The 23291-nt window shown below is 65.3% G+C and carries 19 protein-coding genes and 1 tRNA gene; 7 read left to right on the top strand and 13 right to left on the bottom strand.

All coding sequences use genetic code 11. The annotated features are described in order from the left end of the window. Positions 1 to 576 precede the first annotated feature (576 nt). The 3 genes from C7I84_RS25215 to dapA form a co-directional block, all read right to left on the bottom strand. The gene (locus C7I84_RS25215) at positions 577 to 900 is read right to left on the bottom strand and encodes a hypothetical protein (RefSeq protein WP_133170156.1); all 324 of its coding nucleotides are present in this window, start codon (positions 898 to 900) and stop codon (positions 577 to 579) included. A 74-nt stretch (positions 901 to 974) separates the two neighbouring features. After that, a complete protein-coding gene (gene smpB, locus C7I84_RS25210) occupies positions 975 to 1454 on the bottom strand; it encodes an SsrA-binding protein SmpB (protein WP_106774978.1) in 480 nt (159 codons plus the stop codon). A 328-nt stretch (positions 1455 to 1782) separates the two neighbouring features. After that, positions 1783 to 2664: a 4-hydroxy-tetrahydrodipicolinate synthase gene (gene dapA / locus C7I84_RS25205; RefSeq protein WP_106774977.1), complete on the bottom strand. Its 882-nt coding sequence runs from the start codon at positions 2662 to 2664 to the stop codon at positions 1783 to 1785. Between the two features lie 229 nt (positions 2665 to 2893). Here dapA and C7I84_RS25200 point away from each other — a divergent pair, with 229 nt between their 5' ends. Both C7I84_RS25200 and C7I84_RS25195 read left to right on the top strand, forming a co-directional pair. Then, a complete protein-coding gene (locus tag C7I84_RS25200) occupies positions 2894 to 4918 on the top strand; it encodes a lytic transglycosylase domain-containing protein (protein WP_106774976.1) in 2025 nt (674 codons plus the stop codon). Between the two features lie 81 nt (positions 4919 to 4999). Beyond that, positions 5000 to 5890 carry an alpha/beta fold hydrolase gene (locus tag C7I84_RS25195; RefSeq protein ID WP_106774975.1) on the top strand — a complete coding sequence of 297 codons (891 nt, stop codon included), beginning with the start codon at positions 5000 to 5002 and terminating at the stop codon, positions 5888 to 5890. A gap of 124 nt (positions 5891 to 6014) precedes the next feature. Here the strand turns inward: C7I84_RS25195 and C7I84_RS25190 are convergent, their stop codons facing one another. Both C7I84_RS25190 and C7I84_RS25185 read right to left on the bottom strand, forming a co-directional pair. Next, a complete protein-coding gene (locus tag C7I84_RS25190) occupies positions 6015 to 7115 on the bottom strand; it encodes a porin (RefSeq protein ID WP_106774974.1) in 1101 nt (366 codons plus the stop codon). Positions 7116 to 7616: 501 nt separating this feature from the next. Further along, on the bottom strand, positions 7617 to 8804 hold the full coding sequence (locus C7I84_RS25185; protein WP_106774973.1) for a porin: 1188 nt from the start codon (positions 8802 to 8804) through the stop codon (positions 7617 to 7619). A 380-nt stretch (positions 8805 to 9184) separates the two neighbouring features. Between C7I84_RS25185 and C7I84_RS25180 the strand changes: the two genes are divergently transcribed. Continuing rightward, positions 9185 to 9275: transfer RNA gene (locus C7I84_RS25180), tRNA-Ser, on the top strand. A gap of 199 nt (positions 9276 to 9474) precedes the next feature. Here the strand turns inward: C7I84_RS25180 and C7I84_RS25175 are convergent. Next, complete coding sequence (locus tag C7I84_RS25175; RefSeq protein WP_106774972.1) at positions 9475 to 10314, bottom strand: oxidoreductase; 840 nt, start codon at positions 10312 to 10314, stop codon at positions 9475 to 9477. Positions 10315 to 10364: 50 nt separating this feature from the next. On the opposite strand from C7I84_RS25175, the gene C7I84_RS25170 reads away from it, so the two are divergent. Beyond that, positions 10365 to 10991: a TetR/AcrR family transcriptional regulator gene (locus C7I84_RS25170; protein ID WP_106774971.1), complete on the top strand. Its 627-nt coding sequence runs from the start codon at positions 10365 to 10367 to the stop codon at positions 10989 to 10991. A 181-nt stretch (positions 10992 to 11172) separates the two neighbouring features. Here C7I84_RS25170 and C7I84_RS25165 read toward each other — a convergent pair whose 3' ends face one another. Continuing rightward, positions 11173 to 12072, bottom strand: coding sequence for a LysR family transcriptional regulator (locus C7I84_RS25165; RefSeq protein ID WP_106774970.1), 900 nt, complete (start codon positions 12070 to 12072; stop codon positions 11173 to 11175). Between the two features lie 119 nt (positions 12073 to 12191). Here C7I84_RS25165 and C7I84_RS25160 point away from each other — a divergent pair, with 119 nt between their 5' ends. Beyond that, positions 12192 to 12812 (top strand): FMN-dependent NADH-azoreductase, encoded by a 621-nt coding sequence (locus tag C7I84_RS25160; protein ID WP_106774969.1) that lies wholly within the window; start codon positions 12192 to 12194, stop codon positions 12810 to 12812. Positions 12813 to 13270: 458 nt separating this feature from the next. Here the strand turns inward: C7I84_RS25160 and C7I84_RS25155 are convergent, their stop codons facing one another. From C7I84_RS25155 to C7I84_RS25140, 4 genes are all read right to left on the bottom strand, one after another. Further along, a complete protein-coding gene (locus tag C7I84_RS25155) occupies positions 13271 to 13642 on the bottom strand; it encodes an SRPBCC family protein (protein WP_165816208.1) in 372 nt (123 codons plus the stop codon). Between the two features lie 91 nt (positions 13643 to 13733). Beyond that, positions 13734 to 14096: an ArsR/SmtB family transcription factor gene (locus C7I84_RS25150; protein ID WP_106774967.1), complete on the bottom strand. Its 363-nt coding sequence runs from the start codon at positions 14094 to 14096 to the stop codon at positions 13734 to 13736. A 210-nt stretch (positions 14097 to 14306) separates the two neighbouring features. After that, positions 14307 to 14837 carry a dihydrofolate reductase family protein gene (locus C7I84_RS25145; protein ID WP_106774966.1) on the bottom strand — a complete coding sequence of 177 codons (531 nt, stop codon included), beginning with the start codon at positions 14835 to 14837 and terminating at the stop codon, positions 14307 to 14309. Between the two features lie 188 nt (positions 14838 to 15025). Then, positions 15026 to 15616 (bottom strand): TetR/AcrR family transcriptional regulator, encoded by a 591-nt coding sequence (locus C7I84_RS25140; RefSeq protein ID WP_106774965.1) that lies wholly within the window; start codon positions 15614 to 15616, stop codon positions 15026 to 15028. A gap of 155 nt (positions 15617 to 15771) precedes the next feature. On the opposite strand from C7I84_RS25140, the gene C7I84_RS25135 reads away from it, so the two are divergent. Together C7I84_RS25135 and C7I84_RS25130 are read left to right on the top strand one after the other, a co-directional pair. Then, positions 15772 to 16968 (top strand): efflux RND transporter periplasmic adaptor subunit, encoded by a 1197-nt coding sequence (locus C7I84_RS25135; protein ID WP_106774964.1) that lies wholly within the window; start codon positions 15772 to 15774, stop codon positions 16966 to 16968. Next, positions 16965 to 20054 carry an efflux RND transporter permease subunit gene (locus tag C7I84_RS25130; protein WP_106774963.1) on the top strand — a complete coding sequence of 1030 codons (3090 nt, stop codon included), beginning with the start codon at positions 16965 to 16967 and terminating at the stop codon, positions 20052 to 20054. The genes C7I84_RS25135 and C7I84_RS25130 overlap by 4 nt, the downstream gene beginning before the upstream one ends. An 85-nt stretch (positions 20055 to 20139) precedes the next feature. Here the strand turns inward: C7I84_RS25130 and C7I84_RS25125 are convergent, their stop codons facing one another. Continuing rightward, entirely contained in the window at positions 20140 to 21141 is a 1002-nt protein-coding gene (locus C7I84_RS25125) for a M10 family metallopeptidase C-terminal domain-containing protein (protein ID WP_106774962.1), read from the bottom strand. Between the two features lie 314 nt (positions 21142 to 21455). After that, positions 21456 to 23027, bottom strand: coding sequence for an FAD-dependent monooxygenase (locus tag C7I84_RS25115; protein WP_106774961.1), 1572 nt, complete (start codon positions 23025 to 23027; stop codon positions 21456 to 21458). Positions 23028 to 23291 lie beyond the last annotated feature (264 nt).

Raw genomic sequence — 23291 nt, 5'->3', positions numbered from 1 at the left:
GCCGGTACACCGCGCCAGTCTGTTCATGCATGACCAATCACTCCAAAGGATGTGACCAGTCATGAATCACGGCAAACCGCGGCAGGAAATCAAAATCTCAATACGTTAACCTGAACTCGCTGCCGTGACATCTGGACGGGACGATGCGCCCGATCGAAGCCGATCCGCGAACCTGTCCGTGACGGCAAAGGGAAACCCGCCGCCCGGTGGCCGGACGACGGGTTCCATCTACGCGAACAACTCGGAGCGCGAACTCCGACGAAGGATTGCGGGCCTCACTCGCGTAGGGCGCAGGATGCCGGCGCGGCCGTTCTTGGTTGTCCGACACTGCAAGCGGCGGCGATCGCAGTGCCAGACAACACGACCGCCGCTGCGTGGTGGCCACGTCCCTCCCCCAAGGTGCTGTGGGCCCACGCAGCGCGGCAAGCACCGCCCCAAGCTTCAGCCGGTGCCGGATCGAGCAGCGCCGTCGCGCGATCCGACCCATTCATATGCTGGATGCGGAGGCATGCGAAATACGGCAGATGCCGTATTTCGGCAGAATGGTCATGACGAAGCCGGCGATGGCGAGGGGCTCTATCCTCCGAGAATGAGCGGCACTCTGTACATGCCATGCACCGCCCAGCCAGGAACGCTCTTCAGCTTCGGCAGCTGCTCGAAGGCACGGCCGATATGGACCCGCAACTCCTTCGAGATCGAACCGCTGCTTACCGACACGTTCTGGAGCGATCCGTCCGAGCCGATCCGGAACTGAATGATTATACCCTTCTGATCGGCCCTGTTCGCCGCCTGCCTGACGATGTGCGCATAGCAGACGCCATCGACATGTTGCTGGAGCCGACGCTTGAACTCGGCTGGGGTCTCTTCCGCCCAGCTTTGCAAGGAGCCCAGCAGAAGCAAGGCAATTATCCAGACAAATCGCATCTTCCCCCCTTGCCACCAGAGACAGGGCGTGGTCCCCGGCGGCTTTAACCCTAACCCCGTTCCTTCAGCAGCCGCCCCTTCTCGCGGGCCCAGTCGCGCTGCTTCTCGGTCTCGCGCTTGTCGTGCAGCTTCTTGCCGCGGGCGACGCCGAGCAGCAGCTTCGCACGCCCCTTGTCGTTGAAGTAGATCTTGAGCGGCACCATGGTCATGCCCTCGCGCTCGGTGCTCTGGGTCAGCCGCGCCATCTCGCGCTTGTTGAGCAGGAGCTTGCGCCGCCGCCTCGGCTCGTGGTTGAAGCGGTTGGCCTGCAGATATTCCGGCACGTAGGAGTTGATCAGCCAGATCTCGCCGCCCTCGTTGGTGGCGTAGGATTCCTGGATGTTCGCCTGCCCCTGGCGCAGCGACTTCACCTCGGTGCCGGTCAGCACGAGGCCGGCCTCGACGGTGTCGAGGATCTCGTAGGAGAAGCGCGCCTTGCGGTTCTCGGCGGCGACCCGGTTGTTGGGATCGGATTTCTTGACCTGGTTCATTCGCGTTCTGCTTGGTTTGGGGACGCCTTCTGTCGTCGATGCCTTCTATATGGTGCGTCCTGCCGATGCTTTCTTGCAGGTGCGTCCTTCGCGGCTCGCCCGCTGAAGAACTGCCCTTCGTTTCCAGCGTCTTGCGGGCTCGCACCTCAGAACGAGGGAAGGAATGCCCCGGCATCGCCGATCGCCGCGGATTCCGCCTGGCTTGGCGAGGCATTGCGTCCGCCCGGGACAGACGGTGTCGAAAGTCGGCGTTGCAGGCACCGACCGCCCCCACGGCGGCGAAGAAGCCGGCGCCAAGCCGAACGGGCGAGCCTCGAAGGCGGCCGCGCTAGTTGATCAGGCCGGCATGCTTCATCGCCGCCTCGATCTTCTCGGCCGTCCCCTCCTCAACCGTGGTCAGCGGCGAGCGCACGGTGTTCTCCGCCTTGCCCAGCCGCGACAGCGCGTATTTGGCGCCGGCGACTCCCGGCTCCAGGAAGATCGCCTTGTGCAGCGGCATCAGCCGGTCCTGCAGGGCAAGCGCCTTCTCCTTGTCGTTGGCGAGCGTCGCCGCCTGGAATTCCGCGCAGAGCCGCGGCGCCACGTTCGACGTCACCGAGATGCAGCCGACGCCACCATGAGCGTTGAAGCCGAGCGCCGACGCGTCCTCGCCGGAAAGCTGGATGAATTCCTTGCCGCAGGTCATGCGCTGCTCGGAGACACGCTCGACCTTGCCGGTGGCGTCCTTGACGCCGACGATGTTTTTGAAGTCGTGCGCCAGCCTCCCCATCGTCTCGGGCGTCATGTCGATCACCGAACGCGGCGGGATGTTGTAGATGACGATCGGCAGGCTCGTCGCCTTCGCCACCGCGGCGAAATGCTCGTAGAGCCCGCGCTGCGTCGGCTTGTTGTAGTAGGGCGTGACCACGAGAACGGCGTCGGCGCCGACCTTCTCGGCATATTGCGCGAGGCCCACGGCTTCCGCCGTGTTGTTCGACCCCGCCCCGGCGACCACCGGCACGCGGCCGCGCGCCACCTCGACGCAGGCCCGCACCACCTGGCGGTGCTCCTCATGCGAAAGCGTCGGCGACTCACCGGTGGTGCCGACCGGCACCAGGCCGTTCGTCCCCTCGGCGATCTGCCACTCGACCAGATCGCGAAAAGCTTTCTCGGCCAGCGCCCCGTTCCTCTCGAACGGCGTCACGAGCGCGGTCAACGAGCCTCTCAGCATATCCGGTTCAACTCCCCTTCGGCCGGCCCGGCCGGCCCTTCTTCGGTTGCGCCGCCTTCTAGCCGAAAGCGGAGCCGCGCACCATAGTCTTGACACGGTGGCACGGCAAGGAAGCGGTCGATGCAAACCGAACGGTCCCGCTAACCTTTCATTTACGTCCCCTTCATCGCCGACGACTAGGATGCCGGAACCCGCTCCTGTTTGGCAAAGGCAAGGACAGGGAAGCCGAATGAGCATTTTTGGCCATTGGCGTCGCCATGCACTGCTGGCCGCCGTCATCTCGGTGGTGCCGGCCGCAGACGTCGCCGCCCAGGTCGACGGACAGACGACCGCCGGCATTGCCGCGGCAGCGGGCAAGACCGACCGGCTGCGCGCCAGCATCAGCCCACGGCTCAAGGCCGGGCTCGACGCTCTGACGGCCGGTGACGTCGCCGGCGCGCGCGCCTTTCGCGACAACCTGCCGGCCGCCGCGCTCGACCGCCACATCCTCGCCTGGGCGATCGTGCTCAAGGGCGGCGCCCAGGTGCCGAGCGGCGAGATTGCGGCGGCGGTCGCGGCGCTGCCCGGCTGGCCCGGAATGGAATCCTTCCGGCGGAGCAGCGAACGCGCCTTCCTGCGCGAGGCGCCGGCTCCCGAGGCGGTCGTGAAGGCCTTCGCCGGCACGCCGCCGCGGACGACGCAGGGCGCCATCCTGCTCGCCCGTGCGCATGTGGCGCTCGGCAATCCCGGGGCGGCGCGTTTCGTGCTCTCGCCGGTCTGGCGCACCGAAAAGCTGGAAGCGACCGACGAGGCCGCCATCCTGAAAGAATTCGGAGCGATCATCCCGGCCGAGGACCATCGCTTCCGCATGGAGCGCATGCTCTATTCCGACCGCGTCGGTTCGGCGGAGCGGGTCGCAAAGCTCGCCGGCGCCGAGCCGCTGTTCAAGGCCTGGGCCGCGGTGATCCGCAACGACCGTTCGGCCGCAAAGGTGCTCGACAGCGTGCCGGCGGCGCAGCGCTCGGCCGGCTATCTGTTCGCCAAGGCAAAACAACAGCGCCGCGCCGGCAAGTTTTCCGAGGCAGCGGCGGTCATGCTCAAGGCACCGAAGGATCGCATCGCGCTCGTCGATCCCGACGCCTGGTGGATCGAGCGGCGGGTGCTGTCGCGCGAGCTGCTCGACGCGGGCGACGCCAAGGCCGCCTACCGCATCGCAGCCGCGCATGCGGCCGAAAGCCCGGTCAACCAGGCCGACGCCGAATTTCATGCTGGCTGGTATGCCCTGCGCGGGCTGGGCGACGCCAAGGCGGCGGCGGCACATTTCGCCCGCATCGCCGAGGTGGCGGAAGGACCGATCTCGCGCTCGCGCGCCAGCTACTGGCTCGGCCGCGCGGCGGAAGCCGGCGCGCCGGGCAGCGCCAGGGACTATTTTCAGCGCGCCGCCACGTTCGGCACCACCTTCTACGGCCAGCTCGCCGCGCAGAAGCTTGGGCTGAAGACCATCAACGTCGCCTATCCGGCGCCGAGCCCGGCCGACCGCCGCGGCTTCGCCGGGCGGGAAGCCGTCGCCGCGATCAAGCGGCTGGAAGCCGCCGGCTATCCGGATCTGGCCGACCGGCTCTATCGCGACCTCGCCGCCCAGCTCACCAGCCCCGGCGAGCTGGCACTGCTGACCACTATGGCGGAGAATCGCGGCGACCATTTCCTGGCGCTGCGGATCGCCAAGGCCGCGGCGGCGCGCGGCCTCGACATCGGCGCGCTGTCGCATCCGCTCGGCGCCATCCCCTCCTCCGCCGACATTTCCGGGTCGGGCAAGGCGCTGGCCTATGCGATCGCCCGCCAGGAGAGCGAGTTCAACGTCGGCGCCGTGTCGACCGCCGGCGCGCGCGGGCTGCTGCAGCTCATGCCGGACACGGCGCGCGACGTCGCCAGGAAGGCCGGCCTCGCCTTCTCGGCGCAGAAGCTCACCACCGATCCCGGCTACAACGCCACGCTCGGCGCCACCTTCCTCGGCGACCAGCTCGGCCGCTTCGACGGCTCCTATGTGCTCACCTTCGCCGGCTACAATGCCGGACCGCGCCGCGCGCGCGACTGGATGGCGCGCTACGGCGACCCGCGCGGCAAGGATGTCGCGGCCGTGGTCGACTGGATAGAGCGCATCCCCTTCGCCGAAACCCGCAGCTATGTGCAGCGGGTGATGGAGAATTATGTCGTCTACAAGATGCAACTGACCGGCGCCTTCGACATCGAAGGCGATCTGGTGAACGGCCGCTGACGCTTTTCGCGGACCGATTCGGTTGGCAAGCCCCTCATGCGGAAGCTAGTCTCCACCGCTACGATAGGCTCGGGAGGCGACATGGCCGGCGATGACGGGTTCACCGACTTCTTCTACGCAGCCAAGGACGGGCTGCGGCTGCACGCCCGCATCTATGGCGAGGACCGGCGCGGCAGCCTGCCGGCGGTCTGCCTGCCCGGCCTGACGCGCAACGCCCGCGATTTCCACGAGCTCGCGCTTTTTCTTTCCAGTCATCCGCAAACGCCGCGCAAGGTCGTCGTCTTCGACTATCGCGGCCGCGGTGCGTCCGCCTACGATCCCGAATGGAAGAACTACAACGTCGCCCGCGAGGCGGAGGACGTGCTTGCCGGCCTGGACGCACTCGGCATCGCCGAGGCCGCCTTCATCGGCACGTCGCGCGGCGGGCTGATCATCCATGTGATCGCGGCGATGCGGCTGACGGCGTTGAAGGCGGTCGTCCTCAACGATGTCGGACCGGCGATAGAGGCCGGCGGGCTCGCCCACATCGTCTCCTATCTCCAGAACGCAGAGCCGGCTGCGAGCTTCGCGGACGACGAGCGCGCGCAGCGCGCCATCCACGGCGCCGATTTTCCGGCGCTCGGCGATGCCGACTGGTCGCGCCTGGTCCGGGCCCTCTATCGTGAGGAGGATGGCAGGCCCGTCGCCGATTTCGATCCGGCGCTGCTGCGGACGCTGGCGCTGTTCGACCTCACAAAGCCCTTGCCGACGATGTGGCCGCAATTCGACGAACTGCGCGGCATTCCGCTGCTGACGATTCGCGGCGAACGCTCGAAGCTGCTCGCTGCCGGGGCGGTCGAGGAAATGCGCCGCCGGCACCCGGGGGCGGAAGCGATCACCGTCGCCGGCCAAGGCCATCCGCCGATGCTCGAAACCGCCGGGTTGCCGGAGCGCATCGCCGATTTTTTTGCGCGCGCCGATTCGGAGGGCTGATTCTCGGACTCGGCAAGGCGGCTTCCGTTCCCGCGGCGCAGAGAGTCGCAACGCCACCCCGCACTGGAAAAAGAAAACCCGGCGGTCGCCCGCCGGGTTTCTTCGTCATGCCATTGCTGGCGGCTTAGAACGTGCGCTGGAAGCGGACGTTCACGCCCCAGGCATCGGAGTCATCCAGGTCGAAATTGTCGACATAGACAACTTCCGGCGTGATGGTGAAGCCAGGAACGAGGTCATAGGCGACGTTCGCAGCAACCGAGAAGTTCTCGAAGTCGTCATAGCCGACTTCGGCGTTGAAGGTCGCCTTTTCGTTGAACTTGACGGCCGTGCCGCCCCAGATCGCCCACTTGCCGCCCCACGGGGCGTAGAAGTTGGTGCCCTGGTCGTCAATGCTGTTGAACTCGTCGCCGCCGGAATCCCAGGCGCCCATCACGAAGACCGAGGCGGTGTCGGTGATGTTGACGTCGAGCCGGCCTTTGACCGCCACCTCTTCCTGCCAGGTATCCCAGCCGGCGACGAGGCCGACCTTGCCCCAGCCCTGAGTCAGCGACACGCCGCCGACGACATACGGAGCGTAGTCCTCGGTGATCCCGCCGTCATACTCGTCCTCGTCGCCCTGCTCCAGAGCGATACCGGCCGAGAAGCCGTTCGCGCCGGTGTAGGTGTAGGCGATCTGCAGCGTGGAGAACGGACCGTAGGGAACGATACCGTCGTTCAGCACGCCCGACGAGTAGTCGGTGAAGGTCGAGAAGTAGGAGTCGTTCTTGCCGATTCGGAAGCCGCCGAGTTCGATGTAGGCGAACTCGATGAACAGGTCGTCGTTGTTGTCGTAGTTGGTCAGGCGGCGACCATCGGCGTCAAAGGTAGCCGAATCGCTCTGGTACTGGAAGTTGATCTGGGCATAGGAACGCAGCGTGCCGAGCTCTGTCTCCGAGCGGGCGTCCACGCGCAGCTGGCTGCGTACGCGGTTGTGGTAGGTCTCTTCGCCGGCGTTCGAGATACGCTCGAACGCGTCGCCGCCGCGAATGTCGACACGAACATAGCCGCTGATCTTCAGGCAGGTCTCGGTGCCCGGCATGTAGAAGAAGCCGGTGCCGTACACGTCGCAGACGCGCACGTATTCCATGGGCTCCGGCTCGGCGACGACGACGGCATCGGCCGCGCGGGCGCCGGATACGGCGACAAGCGCCGCGGCCGAGCCGAGAAGTAGGGTTTTCACGTTCATTCTTGGTCTCCAGTAAGTTTAAGTACGGGTGCCCTTCATTGCTGACGGGCGTTTTCCCCACCCCGTCCCCCGATCGTGTGCGATTGCTCGCACCCCCTTCTCTCGCCCGCGACCTTACTCATCGAACCGAGCGGTTCAATCTCCAAACGCTTCGCACTGCAGAAAGCGAACCACTATTCCGGGTTGCGTTGCACAAACGACACGGTGGCCCCGGTGCGGATCAAACCTGGTTCAAAGAGGAGGCTGATAGGGTGTTGCGCGAGGTCATGGCCGGCTCCGCAGCACTTTTCCGGAAACGCTTCTCGCGAGAAGCCCGAATGGAGATCGCCCTTTTCGTCAACCGGTTGCGACATGTCGAGACAACCAATCCCACCGGTTGGCGCCGCCGACGAATCCCAACTACCCGCAGGTATCTCGCCGGACCTGGAAACTTGAGATTGCACGCAACAAAAAACCCGGCGGTCGCCCGCCGGGTTTCGATATCCGACCGTTTTCGGCGGATCAGAAGTTGCGCTGGAAGCGCACGTTCACGCCCCAAGCCTCGTCGGCGACGTTCACGATATTGTCGCTGAAATTGTCGGCATAGACGACTTCCGGCGTGATGGTGAAGCCCGGAACCAGCTCGTAGGCGATGTTCGCGGCAATCGAGAAGTTCTCGAAGTCGTCATAGCCAACTTCGGCGTTGAAGGTCGCCTTTTCGTTGAACTTGATCGCCGTGCCGCCCCAGATGGCCCAGTCGCCACCCCAAGGAGCGTAGAAGTTGCTCCCATTGTCGGTGACAACGGTGCCAGCGCCATTGAGTTCGATTTCGTCGCCACCGGAATCCCAGGCGCCCATCACGAAGACCGAGGCGGTCTCGGTGATGTTGACGTCGAGGCGACCCTTGACTGCGACTTCGTCTTCCCAGCTGTCATAGCCGGCGACGATGCCGACCTTGCCCCAGCCCTGGGTCAGCGACACGCCGCCGACCACATACGGAGCATAGTCTTCCGTGATGCCGGCGCCGACACCGTTGCCCAGGGGGATAGGAGTAACGCCGTCGGCCTCGAAGGCAGTATAGTTGACCGCCTCGTCCTCGTCGCCCTGCTCCAGCGCGATACCGGCCGAGAAGCCGTTCTCGCCGGTGTAGGTGTAGGCGATCTGCAGCGTCGCGAACGGGCCGTAGGGAACGATACCGTCGTTCAGCACGCCCGACGAATAGTCGGTGAAGGTCGAGAAGTAGGAGTCCGTCTTACCGATGCGGAAGCCGCCGAGCTCGATATAGGCATGCTCGATGCCCATGCCGTCCTCGTTATCGTAGGTGTTCTCGAAGCCGTCGCCGGAAGCCTGGTAGTTGAAGTTGATGGCCGCGTAGGAACGCAGCGTGCCGAGCTCGGTCTCCGAACGGGCATCGACGCGCAGCTGGAAACGAACGCGGTTGTTGTAGGTTTCCTCGAAGTTATCGCCGCTGGAATCGTTGCTGGGGAACGCGAAGAAGTCGCCGCCACGCAGGTCGACGCGGACGTAGCCGCTGACCTTCAGGCAGGTCTCGGTGCCGGGCATGTAGAAGAAGCCGGTGCCGTACACGTCGCAGACGCGCACATATTCCATCGGCTCCGGCTCGGCGACGACGACGGCGTCGGCCGCCTTGGCGCCGGACACTGCGACGAGGGCCGCAGCCGAGCCGAGAAGAAGGCTCTTGATGTTCATTTTCTGACCTCCAGTCAAAGAAGTTTAAAAAACGGTTCCGGGTTTTTTTCTTTGCTGAAGGACAGCTTCCCTGCCCATCCCCCAAACGAAAAGTTACGATCGCTCGCCCCTTCCCCGCGAGCGACATTACCGATCGAACTCGCCTGTTCAATCGCGTTTGCGCCACTGTACTGCTATCCATGGTTGTTCGCCAAAGGGTGTGGCGTAAATGACACGTTTTTCCCGGGCCCCGACACCGACGGTTAACCATAAAGCCGCCACCGGGCTGCGGGCCGCCCTCATACGAGTCCGAACGCCCGCGAATCGAGCGGCGGTCGTTCACCACGCTTTTTAAGAAAACGTCTTGATACTCCATGGCGCTCGGGCTACGTGGGCGGCACGGAGAGGTGGCCGAGTGGTCGAAGGCGCGCCCCTGCTAAGGGCGTAGAGGTCAAAAGCTTCTCGAGGGTTCGAATCCCTTCCTCTCCGCCAAACACCGCCGATTGCCCTCTATGGTGCGATATTGCCGCCGATCACCGCATCCGCCGGCTGAGATAGTAAGCCGCCGGTTCTACGCTACAGCCCGATATATCTTGAGAGCCGAGAGCCGCGACGGCAGCTTCCGACCTCATAGCGGACCTATGAAGACGCGCGGAGCGCCTTCATAAGCTGCTGTAGATTCAAGCGCTCGTCATGCGAAGCTAGTTGAACGCGAAAGCTCCTCCCACGCGCCGATTTCGGCCCGCATCCCGTCGAGTTTCTGCTCGACAAGTCCAAGTGCATCATCGCCCAGGAACAGTCGCACCGGCGGATTCTCGGCATCGACCAGCGCGAGCAACGCCTGTGCAGCCTTGGCTGGATCGCCTGGTTGGTTGCCGCTCTTGGCCTGTCGTGCGGCGCGGATCGGATCCATGACCGCGTCATAGTCGGCAATGCTGCGCGGTGTGCGATCCATCGAGCGTCCGGCCCAGTCCGTGCGGAATTGGCCGGGAGCGAGCGCCGTCACCCGAATTCCAAAGCTCGCCACTTCCTTGCCGAGCGCTTCGGAGATGCCTTCGAGCGCGAATTTGCTTCCGCAATAGAAGGTGATCCCGGGCATGGTGATGAAGCCGCCCATGGACGTGACGTTGACGATATGGCCCCGCCGCCGCTCGCGCATGCCTGGCAGCACCGCCTTGATCATCGCGACGGGTCCGAAGACGTTGACGGCGAACTGGCGCTGAAGATCGTCCATCGACGATTCCTCCAGCACGCCCTCATGGCCATAACCCGCATTATTCACCAGCACGTCGATCGGACCGCCCTGCCGTTCGGCTTCAGCGATAGCCGCCGGGATCGCCTCGAAATCGGCCACGTCCAGTGTGACCGGGTGAGCGCGATCGGGAGCGAGCGCGGCGAAGGTCTCGGCGTCGCCCTCCCGCCGCACGGTGCCGATCACATGGTGGCCCGCTTCAAGCGCGCCTGAGGCAAATGCTCGCCCGAGGCCGGAACTGACGCCGGTGACGAGGAATGTTTTGGGAGTGGAAGCCATGGTACAACTCCGGGCTATGATTAAAACTATATCATGATATAGATAGGGGCATGACACGAAACAAGATCCAGGCAGATCCGACCGCCGCGAGGGGGGAGCCGCTCCGCCAACGCGTGATGGACGCAGCGGAGCGACTGCTCCGCCGGGGCAAGGCCGATTTCTCGATGCGCGACCTTGCCACCGAAGCCGGGGTCAGTTTCGCGACGCCGTTCAATCAGTTCGGGAGCAAGGCTGCGATCATGCATGCCCTTTCGGGGCGGCGGATCGATACGATGGCCAAGCGCTTTGCCGAGATGTCTCCGCCTGCCGATGCCGCCGGCAGGGTGCTGTTGGCGATCGACACGGCGGTCGAGGTGATGCTGGAGGAGCCGGAGATAAACCGAGCCGTGATGGGGTGGATCGGCACGGCCGGTCCGTCCCCCGGAAAGGTCCTGACGCACTCCACGACCTTATGGTCGCTGGCTCTGGGAGCCGGCGATGGCTTGATCGCGGCGGGCAGGCAGAAGGCGCTGCGCTGTTTGCCGGAACAGCTCGCCTTTGCCTTTCGTGGGGTTCTGTCGTTCTGGACCGCCGGCGAACTGCCGGATGAGGCGCTTGCCTCGAATGCGCGAGAGATTGCGAAGACGTTGCTGTTCGGATTTGCTGAACAGCGGCTATTCCGCGATTCCGCCTCCTAAGCTGCCGTTCGGGAATCCGCCCCAGGCTAGCCGTTTAGCGCTGCGGGCAGGTTTCGACCCTCATTGCGGACGTTGGCGACAGTGCGACTAACACCGAAGAGCCGACTTTGACCGCGTTCATCGCGGCTCTTCCGGTATTTCTCAGAGTTTAGGCGATACTGTCGACAAGTGTTTGACCGGATCAGAGCGACAGCCGGACCTGCAAATCGTTAAGGAGCCATCGGCCGGCCGGGCCAGGTTCATGGTCCGCCATGCGGGCGGCGTAGATGGTCAGGGCGTCTGCCGGGTCACGGGCATCTTCGGCCAGCTCGAGCCGAACCAGATCCCCGGCTGCGAGATGATCGGCAATCAGATGCTCCGGCATCCGGCACCAGCCGAAGCCGGCCAGCAGGAAATCCAGTCTGCGGCCGAGGTCGACAAAGCGCCACCGCGTGGCGCTGGCCAGGCCGTAATTGTTCGCTTCCCGATCGACGGGATCGGACAGGACCAGCTGGATATGGCGCTCCAGGTCGTCGCGGGTTGCCTGACGACCAAGCGCTGCCAATGGGTGTTCGGCGCTGACCACGGGCGTCAGCGCCACGCGCAGCAGTGGCGAAGCCACGACGTCCTCGGGCACCACGGGCAGCAGCAGGCAAAAGGCCAGTGCGACGTCGCCGCTGCGTAAACGACGCAGCGCCCCGCCCAGGCCCTCGGTCGAGAAGCTGACGGCAAGATGCGGATAGGCCTGGTGCAGCGCGCGCAAGCTTTCGATGAGCGGGGCGGTGGGCACCAGCGGATCTATGGCCAGGGCAAGCTCGGGCTCGACCCCGCCTCGCGCCCCGGTCGCGACGGCCTCGAAGCGTGCCGCGCTCGAAAGCACCAGCCGGGCCTGATCGACCAGAACCCGGCCCGTCTCAGTCAGGCGGGGGCGATGGGTGCTGCGGTCAAAGAGCTGGACGCCCTGGGCGGCTTCCAATGTCGCCACCGACTGGCTGATTGCCGATTGCGCGCGGCGCAATTGCCGCCCGGCCGCCGAAAAACTGCCGGCATCAGCAATGGTCACCAGGATGCGCAACTGGTCGAGGCTGAGACTGCCGATCATAATCCATCATATTGGACGATAGAGATGATCACTTTATTATCGCTCCCGCCGCTGGATGGAAAGCCCTATTTATCGTCCGTATCAGTCACGGCTGTTCAGCCCAAAACCTTGAGGACGCCATGCCCAAGCTTCTCGTTGTCGAAACCAGCGCGCGCGGCGAGGCTTCGATTTCCCGTCAGCTGACCAAACGCCTTGTCGCCAATTGGCTCGAGGTGCATCCGGATGGCGCAGTCGTGCGGCGCGACCTGGCCGCGGATGCGCTGCCGCACGTGACCATGCCGTGGTTGTCGGCCTATTTCACGCCACCGCATGCCCATACCGCAGACATGGCCGAGCAACTGCGTCTCTCGGACGCGCTGGTTGCCGAATTGCTGGCAGCGGACGAGCTTGTCATCGCCACGCCGGTCTACAACTACAGTATCCCGGCCAGCCTCAAAGCCTGGATCGATCACATCGTGCGCAAAGGCGTAACGCTTGGCTTCGACGGCAAGGGGCTGCTGATCGGCAAGAACGCCACCGTGGTGCTGGCGTCCGGCGGCATCTATGGCGAGGCCTCGCCCATCGACCACCTCAATTTTGCCCCGCGATACCTCAAGGCCATTCTCAACGTCCTCGGCATCACCGACGTGAGGGTTATCCATGGCGAAGGTGCCAAGGCCGTGGATATGGGTGAAGCAACGATGGACACGTTCATAGACGCCGTCATCCGAAGCTCAATAGCGCTGCGGCAGCCTGATTGATCGGGAGTATGCGGCGCCCCGATGGAGCCCCGCTTGCTTCCACCGAGTTCAGGCATGCCGCAAGATCGCCGCTGCCCGTCGTCGCATCTTGCCTTCGGATCACTGTTCATGCCGAGAAGCAGAACGTGGTCACGCTCGTCCGGTTTGGCAGTCTTGCCATGCAATAGCTGACCGTCCGTGCCTTACTTTTGGAGGGCTATAGCGTAGACGTAGTTCTCCGTTTCATCGTTCGCGGTCCACCATTTGCCGCTCATACAAAATCGAGACCGATTCCGGCCGACTTTCCTCCTCCGCGCGCTGGGCGAAGGACGGGCGTATTCCCGCAGTTAAAAACCACTCTCCTGACCCGAGCCGAGCGCAAAAGGCTGCTCCGAGCATACTCTGGCGGCGCGGCGCTGCGGCGCGATGCGGGGCAGTCCCGAGGAAAGGGACTTGCCGGCCCTGTTACGAAACGCCCGTCATTCGGCGATCGTCAGTGCCTCGAGCCTGCCAAAGACCTCGTCCAGGCCGTCGGTAAAGCCCAACTCGATCGCGGCGGCCCGCGCCTCGGCATCGGCGTAGCGCATCGTCATGGTCATGCGGGTCCCGGTTGCACGCGCGACCAGATCGGTCGTGACCGTTGGGCCCGAAGAGGTGTCGCCGTTGAAATGCTCGACATGAACCATGCGGTGCGGGGCATCGACCACCAGGATCGGCCCCGAGAAAAAGAACTCGGGCCATTCATAAAGAAACGAGCCGCCCGGACGCAGGTCCACCTCGCAGCGCGTCATCGTATCGCGCGAGGCCATCCACCGGCGGATCAGATCAGGCTCGGTCAGCGCGCGCCACACACGGACGGGCGGATGCTGAAGTCGCGCCGGACGATGATGTCGGTTTCGCCGTCCAGTGCGAGCTGCAGTTGGGTAATATCCGGGGTCATGCTCATGATGTACTCCTTTCAGGGTTCCCGGAAGGGGCTTGGCCGGCTTCGTCCGACAGCCCGTCGAGGACCGCATCCAGCTTTTGGAACTGCGTCTCCCAAAGTGCGCGGTATTGGCCAAGCCAGTCCCAGAGCGCTTCGACGGCGTCCGGTTTCAGGCGGCGGGGGCGGGCGGTGCCTTTGATGCGGGTTTCGATCAGCCCCGCTTCTTCCAGCACCTTCAGGTGGCGGCTGATCGCGGGCTGGCTGATGGAAAACGGGCGGGCGAGGTCCTGTACCGTCGCCTCGCCCTCCGCCAGCCGCGCGATGATGGCACGGCGGGTGGGATCGGCGAGGGCGGCGAAGGACTGGTCGAGGGCGTTCATGGCGGAACCATTATATAATGCACAGATTATATAGCAAATAGGCAATGTAAGTCAGCCCAAAATGACAGTCCAAGACGACTTCGGATTGGCGGACGGTCGGAACGATCACCCGTTCAGGACTCGAAGCCGCCTTTGCACCTAGAGACAAGTTGGAGGCCGGCAGATGCCCGGGAGTTCAGGGCTGGCGCCGTCCGTCGGACCGCCGCGCGATCAAGCAGGGACGTATGTCAGCCTGACCGTGTCCTCGCCAACGCGATCGGTGGAAACGAGGCGGAGCGGCGGCCGTGGGCCGGCGAAGAATGGCTTGCCGCGACCAAGCACGTTGGGGTGGAAGTAGAGTCGATACTCATCGATAAGACCAAGGTCGGTCAGGCTTCGTGCCAGGTCTGGTCCGGAAACCGCAATCTCCCCGACGAGCCGAGCCTTCAGGCCACGGACCACCGCCTCGACGTCATCCTGCACAAGCGTGGCGTTGGGACCGACCGACTTCAACGAGCGCGACACGACCCATTTCGGTTGCCGTCGCCAGGCCGCCGCGAATTCGTGTTGCTCCGCACTCCACTCAGGACGGTCTTCGTCCCAATAACGCATGGTGTCGTACATGCGGCGACCGTACACGCTGCCGGTCAGGCCGCTCACGTGCTCTATCCAGTGGCGAAAGAGCGCTGGACCCGTCCGCATTTCCAGGTGGTCGACGTATCCGTCCAGCGACTGGTTCATTCCGAAGACAAGCTTCGCCATGCTACCGAACCTCCATCCCAAGGCCTTCACGATAGTATGAGCAGCCTGACGCGGAAAGCGAAGGTTGCCGCAACGATGCGTCCAGACCTGGATGGGGATCGATCTTCCGTATCTCTTCGAGAGGCCCTCGTGCCAGCGCTCGGGCTCCGACCGGCCTGGCAGCCAAAGCCGGCGGGCCGGTTTCTGGATCAAACCCCGCCGGCTTCCTCGATGCGTCCGATCATCGCGCGCAGTGCTTCCATCGCCGTAGCCGTCTCCTCGTCCGACAGCACGTCGGCGTCGAACAGCTTCATGCTGCGCAGGCCCTCCATCACCAGGAACGCCACCAGCGTCGTGGCGTCGTGGCCGGTGTCGGCCTTGAGCCGGTCCAGGATCTGGCGCTTGAAGTGCTTTATCGGCTTCAGCATTTCCGGGTGCTGGACGATCGCGGCAAGCACGCCCGCCGGCGGCGGCGTCTGTTTGCGGCAATCCGCCAGCGAAACGTCGAGATAGGCGTGCAGCGCCGCCGCCGGCCCCGCGCCGAGCAGGGCCTGCTGCGTCTCCAGGTCGCGGTCGAAGGTTTCCAGGTGGTCGCCGACCAGCGCCTCGAGCAGGTCGAGCTTGGCCGGGAAATGATAGAGCAGGCCGCCCTTGGACACGCCGGCGCGCGCCGCCACGGCGTCGAGCGACAGATTCGCCGGGCCGACGTCGCGCGCCAGGTCGGCCGCTGCCGACAATATCCTGGCGCGCGCGCTCGGCCGCGGCAGCGCGGTCGGCGGTAGCTTCCTTACGGCCCCCATCGGCATTCTCCGGCTTTCCCCAAGGGGATGGCGGTTGACATTACCGTCCAGACGGTACAGTAAACAGCTCGCACATTGCAAGCGGAGCGCATCACGGGCTCAAGACGGACCCGATCCGCCCGCCGACAACGGACAACTTCCAAACCGGCAACCTCATGATCAAGCGCTTCATCTTCGCGTTCGCCCTTCTCGTGCTCGTCTGCGGCGGGATCGTCGGCTTCAACATCTTCCGCGACCGGGCGATCGAGCAGTTCTTCGCCAACATGCCGCGGCCGGCGCTGGCCGTCTCGACGGAGGAGGTGAAGCCGATCACCTGGACACCCGGCATCGAGGCGCTCGGCACGGTCAATGCCGTCAACGGCGTCGATCTCACCGTGGAAACTTCCGGCATCGTCACGGAGATCCCTTTCAAGGCGAACCAGCGCGTCGACGCCAACCAGGTGCTGGTGCAGCTCGACGACGGCGTCGAGCGCGCCGATCTGGAGGCCACCAAGGCGCAGGCGAACCTCGACCAGGTGACGCTGCAACGCGCGCTGGAGCTGCAGAAGCGCGGCGTCGGCACCGACGTGAACGTCGATTCGGCGCGGGCGGCCGCGGCCGCGTCGACGGCGCAGGTCGCCAAGCTGCAGGCGGTGCTCGACCAGAAGCAGCTGCGCGCGCCGTTCGCCGGGACCATGGGCATCCCGCGGATCAATGACGGCCAGTACCTGACGCCGGGCACGATCGTGGCGACGCTGCAGGATCTGGAGACGATGCGGGTCGACTTCACCGTCCCCGAGCAGCAGCTCGGCCATCTCGAGATCGGCCAGTCGGTGCGGCTGCGCACCACCGAGGACGACTGGCGCTTCTCCGGCGCGGTGACCGGCATCGATCCCAAGGTCGACCCCGCGACGCGGCTGGTGTCGGTCCGCGCCGAAGTCTCCAATCCGGGCGGGCAGCTCACGCCCGGCCAGTTCGTGCAGGTGCGCGTCGAGCTTCCGACGGAATCGGACGTGATCGCCGTCGTGCAGACGGCGGTGGTGACCAGCCTCTACGGCGACTACGCCTATGTGGTCGAGCCGGCCGAGAAGAAGGATGAACCGGCGCCGGCGGCGCCTGAAGCCCCGCAGACCAGCCAGGCCGGAGAGACCACCGGCGCCGTGCCGGCGGCCCAGCAGGCCGCGGAGCCGGCGCTGGTCGCCCGCCAGGTCTTCGTCAAGACCGGACGGCGCTCCGACGGGGTTGTGGAGATTCTATCCGGCCTGTCGGGCGGCGACGTCGTCGTGACCGCCGGACAGAACCGGCTCTCCAACGGCGCGCCGGTCAAGATCGACAACAGCGTCACGCCCGAGCTCAAGGCGGCCTCGAAATGAGTATCTCCGACGTCTTCATCCGCCGGCCCGTCCTGTCGACGGTGCTGGCCCTGATGATCCTGCTGCTCGGCTTCCAGGGCATGTTCAACCTCTCCGTCCGGGAATATCCGGAGGTCGAGGAGACGGTCATCACCGTCACGACGGCCTATGCCGGCGCCAGCCCGGACCTGATCCAGGGTTTCATCACCGCGCCGATCGCCAGGGCGGTCTCGACCACCGAGAACATCGACTACGTGACCTCGCAGAGCAGCCCGTCCGCAAGCGTGGTGACGGTGCACATGAAGCTCGGCTCGAATCCGGACGTGGCGCTGACGGAAGTGCTGTCGAAGGTTCAGCAGGTGACCGGCGACCTGCCGCAGGACGCCGAGGATCCGACCATCGTCAAGGGCACGGGCCAGCAGTTCGCCATCATGTATCTGGCGATGCAGAACCCCAACATGACGTCGGAGCAGCTCACCGAATATATCGAGCGCGTCATCCGGCCGCGCGTCTCCACCATCGAGGGCGTGGCCGAGGTGCAGGTGCTGGGCGCCGCCAACTATTCGATGCGCGTGTGGATCGATCCGGTGCGGCTGGCGGCGCGCGGCCTCGCCGCCTCGGACGTGCTCGCGGCGATCAACTCGTCGAACTTCCTGGCCGCGCCGGGCAAGACCAAGAACGAATACGTCGCCTACGCCATCACCATGAAGTCGACGCTACAGACCCCCGAGGCCTTCGGCGCGCTGCCGCTCAAGTCGGCCGACGGCAGCGTGGTGCGCCTGCGCGAGGTCGCCAATGTCGAGCTCGCCGCCGAAAGCACCGATACGATCGTGCGCTTCAACGGCCAGCCGGGCACCTTCATCGGCATCTTCCCGACGCCCGCCGCCAACCCGCTCGACACGGCTGGCGCGGTCATAAATGAACTGCCGGCGCTCCAGGCGAGCCTGCCCGAAGGCATGACCATCACCATGGTCTACGACGCCACCGAGACGATCAGCGCATCCATCCGCGAGGTCTTCACCACCATCGCCGAGGCGGTCGCCATCGTCGTGGTGGTCATCCTCCTGTTCCTAGGCTCGTTCCGCTCGGTGCTGATGCCGGTGGTCACCATCCCGCTGTCGCTGATCGGCGTCTGCTTCCTGCTCTTCGCCGTCGGCTATTCGATCAATCTGCTGTCACTGCTGGCCATGGTGCTGGCCATCGGCCTGGTGGTCGACGACGCCATCGTGGTGCTGGAGAACGTGCACCGCCACATCGAGGAAGGCCTGTCGCCGATGCAGGCGGCCTTCGTCGGCATGAAGGAGATATCCGGGCCGGTCGTGGCGATGACCATCACGCTGGCCGCCGTGTTCGCGCCGCTGATGTTTACCGGCGGCCTCACCGGGGCGCTGTTCCGCGAGTTCGCCCTCACCCTGGCGGGCGCGGTCGTCATCTCCGGCATCGTGGCGCTCACCGTCACGCCGATGATGTCGGCGCGCATCCTCAAGGCCGGTGGTCACAGCCGCTTCCAGCAGTTCGTCGACCGCACCTTCGACCGTCTCGCCAACGGCTACGAACGCCTCGTCTCCGGCTCGCTGAACTACCGGCCGGTGACGCTCATGGTGGTCGTCGCGCTGGTCGCGGTGACCGGCTACATGTTTACCAAGACTTCCAGCGAGTTGGCGCCGGAAGAGGATTCCGGCGCGCTGTTCTCGCTGATGACCGCTCCGCGCTACGCGACGTCGGACTACACGGCGCGCTACGCCCAGCAGATCTACGAGCTGACCAAGGACATCCCCGAACTCAGGGCGACTTTCTCCATCGTCGGCATCGGCGGGGCCACCAATTCCGGCTTCTCGGTGTGGGCGTTCAAGGACTGGGCGGAGCGCGGCCGCTCGCAGAAGGAGCTGCAGGCCGACATCCAGGCGCGGCTGTCGCACGTGGCCGGCGTCGAAGCGCTGGTGTTCGCGCCGCCTTCGCTGCCGGGCGCCGGCGGCGGCCTGCCGATCTCGATGGTCATCCAGTCGACCGGCTCGCCCGACCAGGTGTTCCAGGTCGCCGAGGAGATCAAGAACCAGGCGCAGGCCTCCGGCCGCTTCATCGTCGTGCAGAACTCGCTCAGCTTCGACGCGCCCGAAGTGACGGTGACGATCGACCGCGACCGCGCCGCGGCGCTCAACCTGCCGATCAGCGACATCGCCTCGACGCTCGGCCTGCTGGTCGGCGGCGGCAAGATCGCGCAGTTCGACCGCGACTCCAACAGCTACGACATCATCATGCAGGTGCCGGACAATTACCGGCACAATCCGGAATCGCTCGGCAAGTATTATGTACGCAGCATCAGCGGCGACATGGTGCCGCTGTCGGCGGTGGTGAACATCGCGGTGAACTCGTCGCCGGCGTCGATCGAGCAGTTCAACCAGTTGAACTCGGCGACCATATCGGCGCTGCCGGTGCCCAGCGTGACCACCGGCGACGGGCTGGCGACCATCGAGGACATCGCCCGGCCGCTGCTGCCGGAAGGTTTCTTCGTCGACTATGCCGACCAGTCGCGGCTGGAGCGCGACCAGGGCAACACCATCATGATCGCCTTCGGGCTTGCGGTGGTCGTCATCTACCTGGTGCTCGCCGCCCAGTTCGAGAGTTTCCGCGATCCGCTGATCATCATGATGTCGGTGCCGCTGTCGATCTTCGGCGCGATCGTGCCGCTCAATCTCGGGCTGGGCACGCTCAACATCTACACCCAGGTCGGACTGATCACGCTGATCGGGCTGATCACCAAGCACGGCATCCTTCTGGTGGAATTCGCCAACCAGCAACGCGAGGAGCACGGGATGAGCCGGCATGACGCGATCATCGCCTCGGCCAAGGTGCGGCTGCGGCCGATCCTGATGACGACGGCGGCGATGGCGCTGGGCGTGGTGCCGCTGATCATCGCCCAGGGCGCCGGCGCAGCCGCGCGCTACTCCATGGGCCTGGTCATCTTCACCGGCATCCTGGTCGGCACGCTGTTCACGCTTTTCGTGGTGCCGATGTTCTACACCTACATCTCGCGCCGGGAGCTGGCGGCCAAGGTTGAGGCGCCGACGGCTCGGCCGCCCGGCCACGGGGCACCGGTGCCGCACTGAGGGATCGGCCCGCGGTCGATCCGGCAAGGCCCGCCCGCCAGGCGGGCCTTCGTTTTTCAGGACGCGGGATGCCGGCAGGGGCCGATCAGACGATGAAGTCGCTCACATCGAGAACGTGGCGGCCGATCAGCACGATCTGGAACTCGGCTGATGTATCGTTGTCGATGTTGCCGACAATGACGGTGTCGCCGGCCGAATTATACGTATAGCGTAGCTCGCCCGGGCTGTTGGCGACAAAGCTGTCCCGGCCGATGAAGTCGAACGCCTGGTTGCCGGCACGCGTCAAATCGGCGTCGAGCTTCGAGAGATCGATCAGGTCGTCATAGCCGGCGCCGTCGTTGATCTGGAAATCGGCGATGACGTCGCGGCCCGAGGCACTGGTCATCTCGGAGACGCTGACGAAGCGGAAAACGTCGTCTCCAGAGCCGCCCGACATCAGGTCGCTGCCGACCCCGCCCCAGATCTGGTCGTTGCCGCTTTCGCCATAGATGTCATCGTCGCCGAGACCGCCCAGAAGCTTGTCGCTGCCGCCATTGCCGTCGATCAGGTCGTGGCCGCGGCCGCCGAACAGCACGTCGGCGGAATTCGTGCCGGCGATGTCACGGCCCCGCGTCGAACCGTCGAAGACGAAATCGGCGGAGACGAACTCGCCGCGGGTGACGTCGGCGATCTCGATGACATGGTTCACGCCGCCGTAGTAGGCATTGAGGAGCGAGCCGCCGTCCGAGGTGTTGCCGAGCAGCGCCTGCACCTGGCTGAAATCGGACACGCCCCATTCGCGCAGGTCGATGCGGTCCTGGCCCAGCTCGAAATCGGCAATGAAATCGTCGCTCAGGCCGGTCGAGCGGTCGCTCGAGCGGAACCAGTCCGCGCCGGAGCCGCCATAAAGCGTATTGATGCCGCTGTCGCCATAGATGTCGTCGTCGCCGGAGCCGCCGTAAAGCGTGTCGTTGCCGGCCCCGCCGGAAACAAGATCGTGGCCCTCATAGCCGTAGATCCTGTCATTGCCGCCGAAACCGTAGATCTCGTCGCTCGCGGTCGTGCCGCGAATGACTTCGCCGCCATTGGTGCCCTTGATCAGTGCCATGAACAAATCTCCTCATCGCCCCGCGGCGACCGTCCTACAGAGAGCCTGGTGAACCGGGAATGAATGGGGGGCGGCTGGTCGCGGGGTAGTCGCCGTCAAACCGACAGGCCGATCGAAGCGGGACCGGGTTTACGGTCCGCTCCTGCTGGTCATGCGCGGGCAGATATCGTCCATGGGCTTTCAGAGGCCGTGTCGAAGCGATTGCTGATGTGGATGAGATCGATCTCGATCTCTGCGGCGACGCGGCCCGGATTGGAGGAGAAGATGAGGATGCGGTCGCGATGCAGGGAGTCTTTTCCTTCAGGATGCTACCTTCAGCCCGCCTCCCCCACCACCCGATTCAGATAGCTCGCCAGCGCGGAAAAATCCTCCCCCGCCCCCCTCGCCGCGACGACCTGGTCGGGCCGCACCAGCACCCAGCCCGGCGCCGAGACGTGGTAGCGGTCGCGCACCTCGCCTTTCGGGTCGCTCGTCTCGTCCAGCGCCACAATCCTCATCGCATCGGAAAAGCCCTCCGGGACGCCGCCGAGCCCGATCGGCTTGCCGGGTTGCGAAAACAGCAGCAGCGTGTGGCGGGTCGGCGAAAATTCGCCCCACAATGCGCGCGGCTCGCCGCTCGCGGCGTCGAGGAACGTCGCGTCGAGCGCGCGCGTGCCGACGTCTGTGCGCTTCGGCCGCCGCGGCGGGTTGCCCAGCGCCACCAGCGGGCCGTCCTCGTAGACGATCGTCGTCTCCGACAGCTCGACCGTCAGCATCTTCTGCACCGCCGGCAGGTTGCCCACCACCGTCACCGCGATGTCGCGCAGGAAGGTCGCGACCTTGCCCGGGGCGAAGGCGACGTGCAGCCGCTGCGCCGAGCCGCGGATCACCTCGCGCGCCACCGGCCGGCGCTCCGCTTCATAACTGTCGAGCAGAAGCTCGGCATCGCCGCGGCCGTGCAGAACGTGGCCCAGCTTCCAGCCCAGATTGAAGGCGTCCTGGATACCGGTGTTCATCCCTTGCCCGCCCGCCGGGCTGTGGATGTGAGCGGCGTCGCCGGCCAGGAACACGCGGCCGACCCGGAATCTTGCCGCCAGCCGCTCGTTGGTGCGGAAGGAGGAGAGCCAGGTCGGGCCGCTGATGCGCGCGCCGGGCGGGCCATGCCGGTCCATCAGCGTCTGCAATTCCTCCAGCGTCGGCGGCGACGCGTCCTCGCTGTTCTCGCGCATGGTGAAGATGCGCCAGATGCCATCCTCGAACGGGAACAGCGCCACCGTGTTGCCGCCGTGCCACCAGATGTAAAGGCTGCGCCGGTCGAGGTCGGCGCCGTCGATCTTGACGTCGCCGAGCAGAAACATCTGCGGCTCGGTATAACCCTCGAACGCGATGCCGACGCCGTGGCGCACGGCGCTGCGCGCTCCGTCGGCACCGACGAGGTATCTCGTCCGCACCCTCTCCTCGCTGCCATCGGCATGTTTCAAGGCCGCGCTCACGCCGTCATCGTCCTGGTCGAGGCCAGTCAGCTCGACGCCGCGCTCCACCGTGGCACCGAGTTCGGCCAGCCGTGCGGTCAGGATCTGCTCGGTGCGCGACTGCGGCAGAAGCAGCGGATAGGGATAAGGGCTGTCGATGCCGTCGCCGACCGAAATCGCACCGAGCCGGCGCCTGCCGTCGCCGGCGATCAGCGATTTCAGCCGCACCCCGCGTTCCAGAAATTTGTCCACCACGCCCATGGCGTGCAGCGCCTCGAGGCTGCCGCTCCACACGGCCAGCGCCTTCGACACGGCAGCCGGCGCGGCGTTGCGGTCGACGATGCGCACGGGCACGCCGTGGAGCCGCAGCATGATCGCCAGCGACAGGCCGGTCGGGCCCGCGCCGACGACGAGAACCGGAATTTCCGACGCCATGACGATGCCCCTCCCCCGCGAGCGCCTGGCGTTCGCGCGTCGAGAATGACCGAGCCGTGCCGGAATTCAAGCGGTCTGGCCAGCCCGGGCATGTGTTCGCGCGCCCAAGTCACGCCATCGTATACGCAAGCTTAACGGCGGCGGAAACGGCGGGGATCATCGGGATATCCTTGGCCCACGTGATCTGGACAGATCGAATTCGCCATCTGCTCCACTGGCCACAAGCAGGAATTGCAGCTAGAAATTCTCCTACAATTGCCAACG

The sequence above is a fragment of the Kumtagia ephedrae genome (genome assembly GCF_003012745.1).
Classification (GTDB): domain Bacteria; phylum Pseudomonadota; class Alphaproteobacteria; order Rhizobiales; family Rhizobiaceae; genus Kumtagia; species Kumtagia ephedrae.
This window is presented reverse-complemented; position numbering and strand designations above follow the sequence as displayed.

Excerpts from the sequence above, each read along its gene's own strand:
- C7I84_RS25185 (WP_106774973.1), bottom strand. The coding sequence starts at position 8,804 with ATGAACATCAAGAGCCTTCTTCTCGGCTCGGCTGCGGCCCTCGTCGCA.
- dapA (WP_106774977.1), bottom strand. The coding sequence starts at position 2,664 with ATGCTGAGAGGCTCGTTGACCGCGCTCGTGACGCCGTTCGAGAGGAAC.
- C7I84_RS25160 (WP_106774969.1), top strand. The coding sequence starts at position 12,192 with ATGCCCAAGCTTCTCGTTGTCGAAACCAGCGCGCGCGGCGAGGCTTCG.
- C7I84_RS25145 (WP_106774966.1), bottom strand. The coding sequence starts at position 14,837 with ATGGCGAAGCTTGTCTTCGGAATGAACCAGTCGCTGGACGGATACGTC.
- C7I84_RS25200 (WP_106774976.1), top strand. The coding sequence starts at position 2,894 with ATGAGCATTTTTGGCCATTGGCGTCGCCATGCACTGCTGGCCGCCGTC.
- C7I84_RS25135 (WP_106774964.1), top strand. The coding sequence starts at position 15,772 with ATGATCAAGCGCTTCATCTTCGCGTTCGCCCTTCTCGTGCTCGTCTGC.
- C7I84_RS25170 (WP_106774971.1), top strand. The coding sequence starts at position 10,365 with ATGACACGAAACAAGATCCAGGCAGATCCGACCGCCGCGAGGGGGGAG.
- C7I84_RS25125 (WP_106774962.1), bottom strand. The coding sequence starts at position 21,141 with ATGGCACTGATCAAGGGCACCAATGGCGGCGAAGTCATTCGCGGCACG.
- C7I84_RS25195 (WP_106774975.1), top strand. The coding sequence starts at position 5,000 with ATGGCCGGCGATGACGGGTTCACCGACTTCTTCTACGCAGCCAAGGAC.
- C7I84_RS25190 (WP_106774974.1), bottom strand. The coding sequence starts at position 7,115 with ATGAACGTGAAAACCCTACTTCTCGGCTCGGCCGCGGCGCTTGTCGCC.
- C7I84_RS25165 (WP_106774970.1), bottom strand. The coding sequence starts at position 12,072 with ATGATCGGCAGTCTCAGCCTCGACCAGTTGCGCATCCTGGTGACCATT.
- C7I84_RS25150 (WP_106774967.1), bottom strand. The coding sequence starts at position 14,096 with ATGAACGCCCTCGACCAGTCCTTCGCCGCCCTCGCCGATCCCACCCGC.
- C7I84_RS25130 (WP_106774963.1), top strand. The coding sequence starts at position 16,965 with ATGAGTATCTCCGACGTCTTCATCCGCCGGCCCGTCCTGTCGACGGTG.
- C7I84_RS25175 (WP_106774972.1), bottom strand. The coding sequence starts at position 10,314 with ATGGCTTCCACTCCCAAAACATTCCTCGTCACCGGCGTCAGTTCCGGC.
- C7I84_RS25140 (WP_106774965.1), bottom strand. The coding sequence starts at position 15,616 with ATGGGGGCCGTAAGGAAGCTACCGCCGACCGCGCTGCCGCGGCCGAGC.
- smpB (WP_106774978.1), bottom strand. The coding sequence starts at position 1,454 with ATGAACCAGGTCAAGAAATCCGATCCCAACAACCGGGTCGCCGCCGAG.
- C7I84_RS25115 (WP_106774961.1), bottom strand. The coding sequence starts at position 23,027 with ATGGCGTCGGAAATTCCGGTTCTCGTCGTCGGCGCGGGCCCGACCGGC.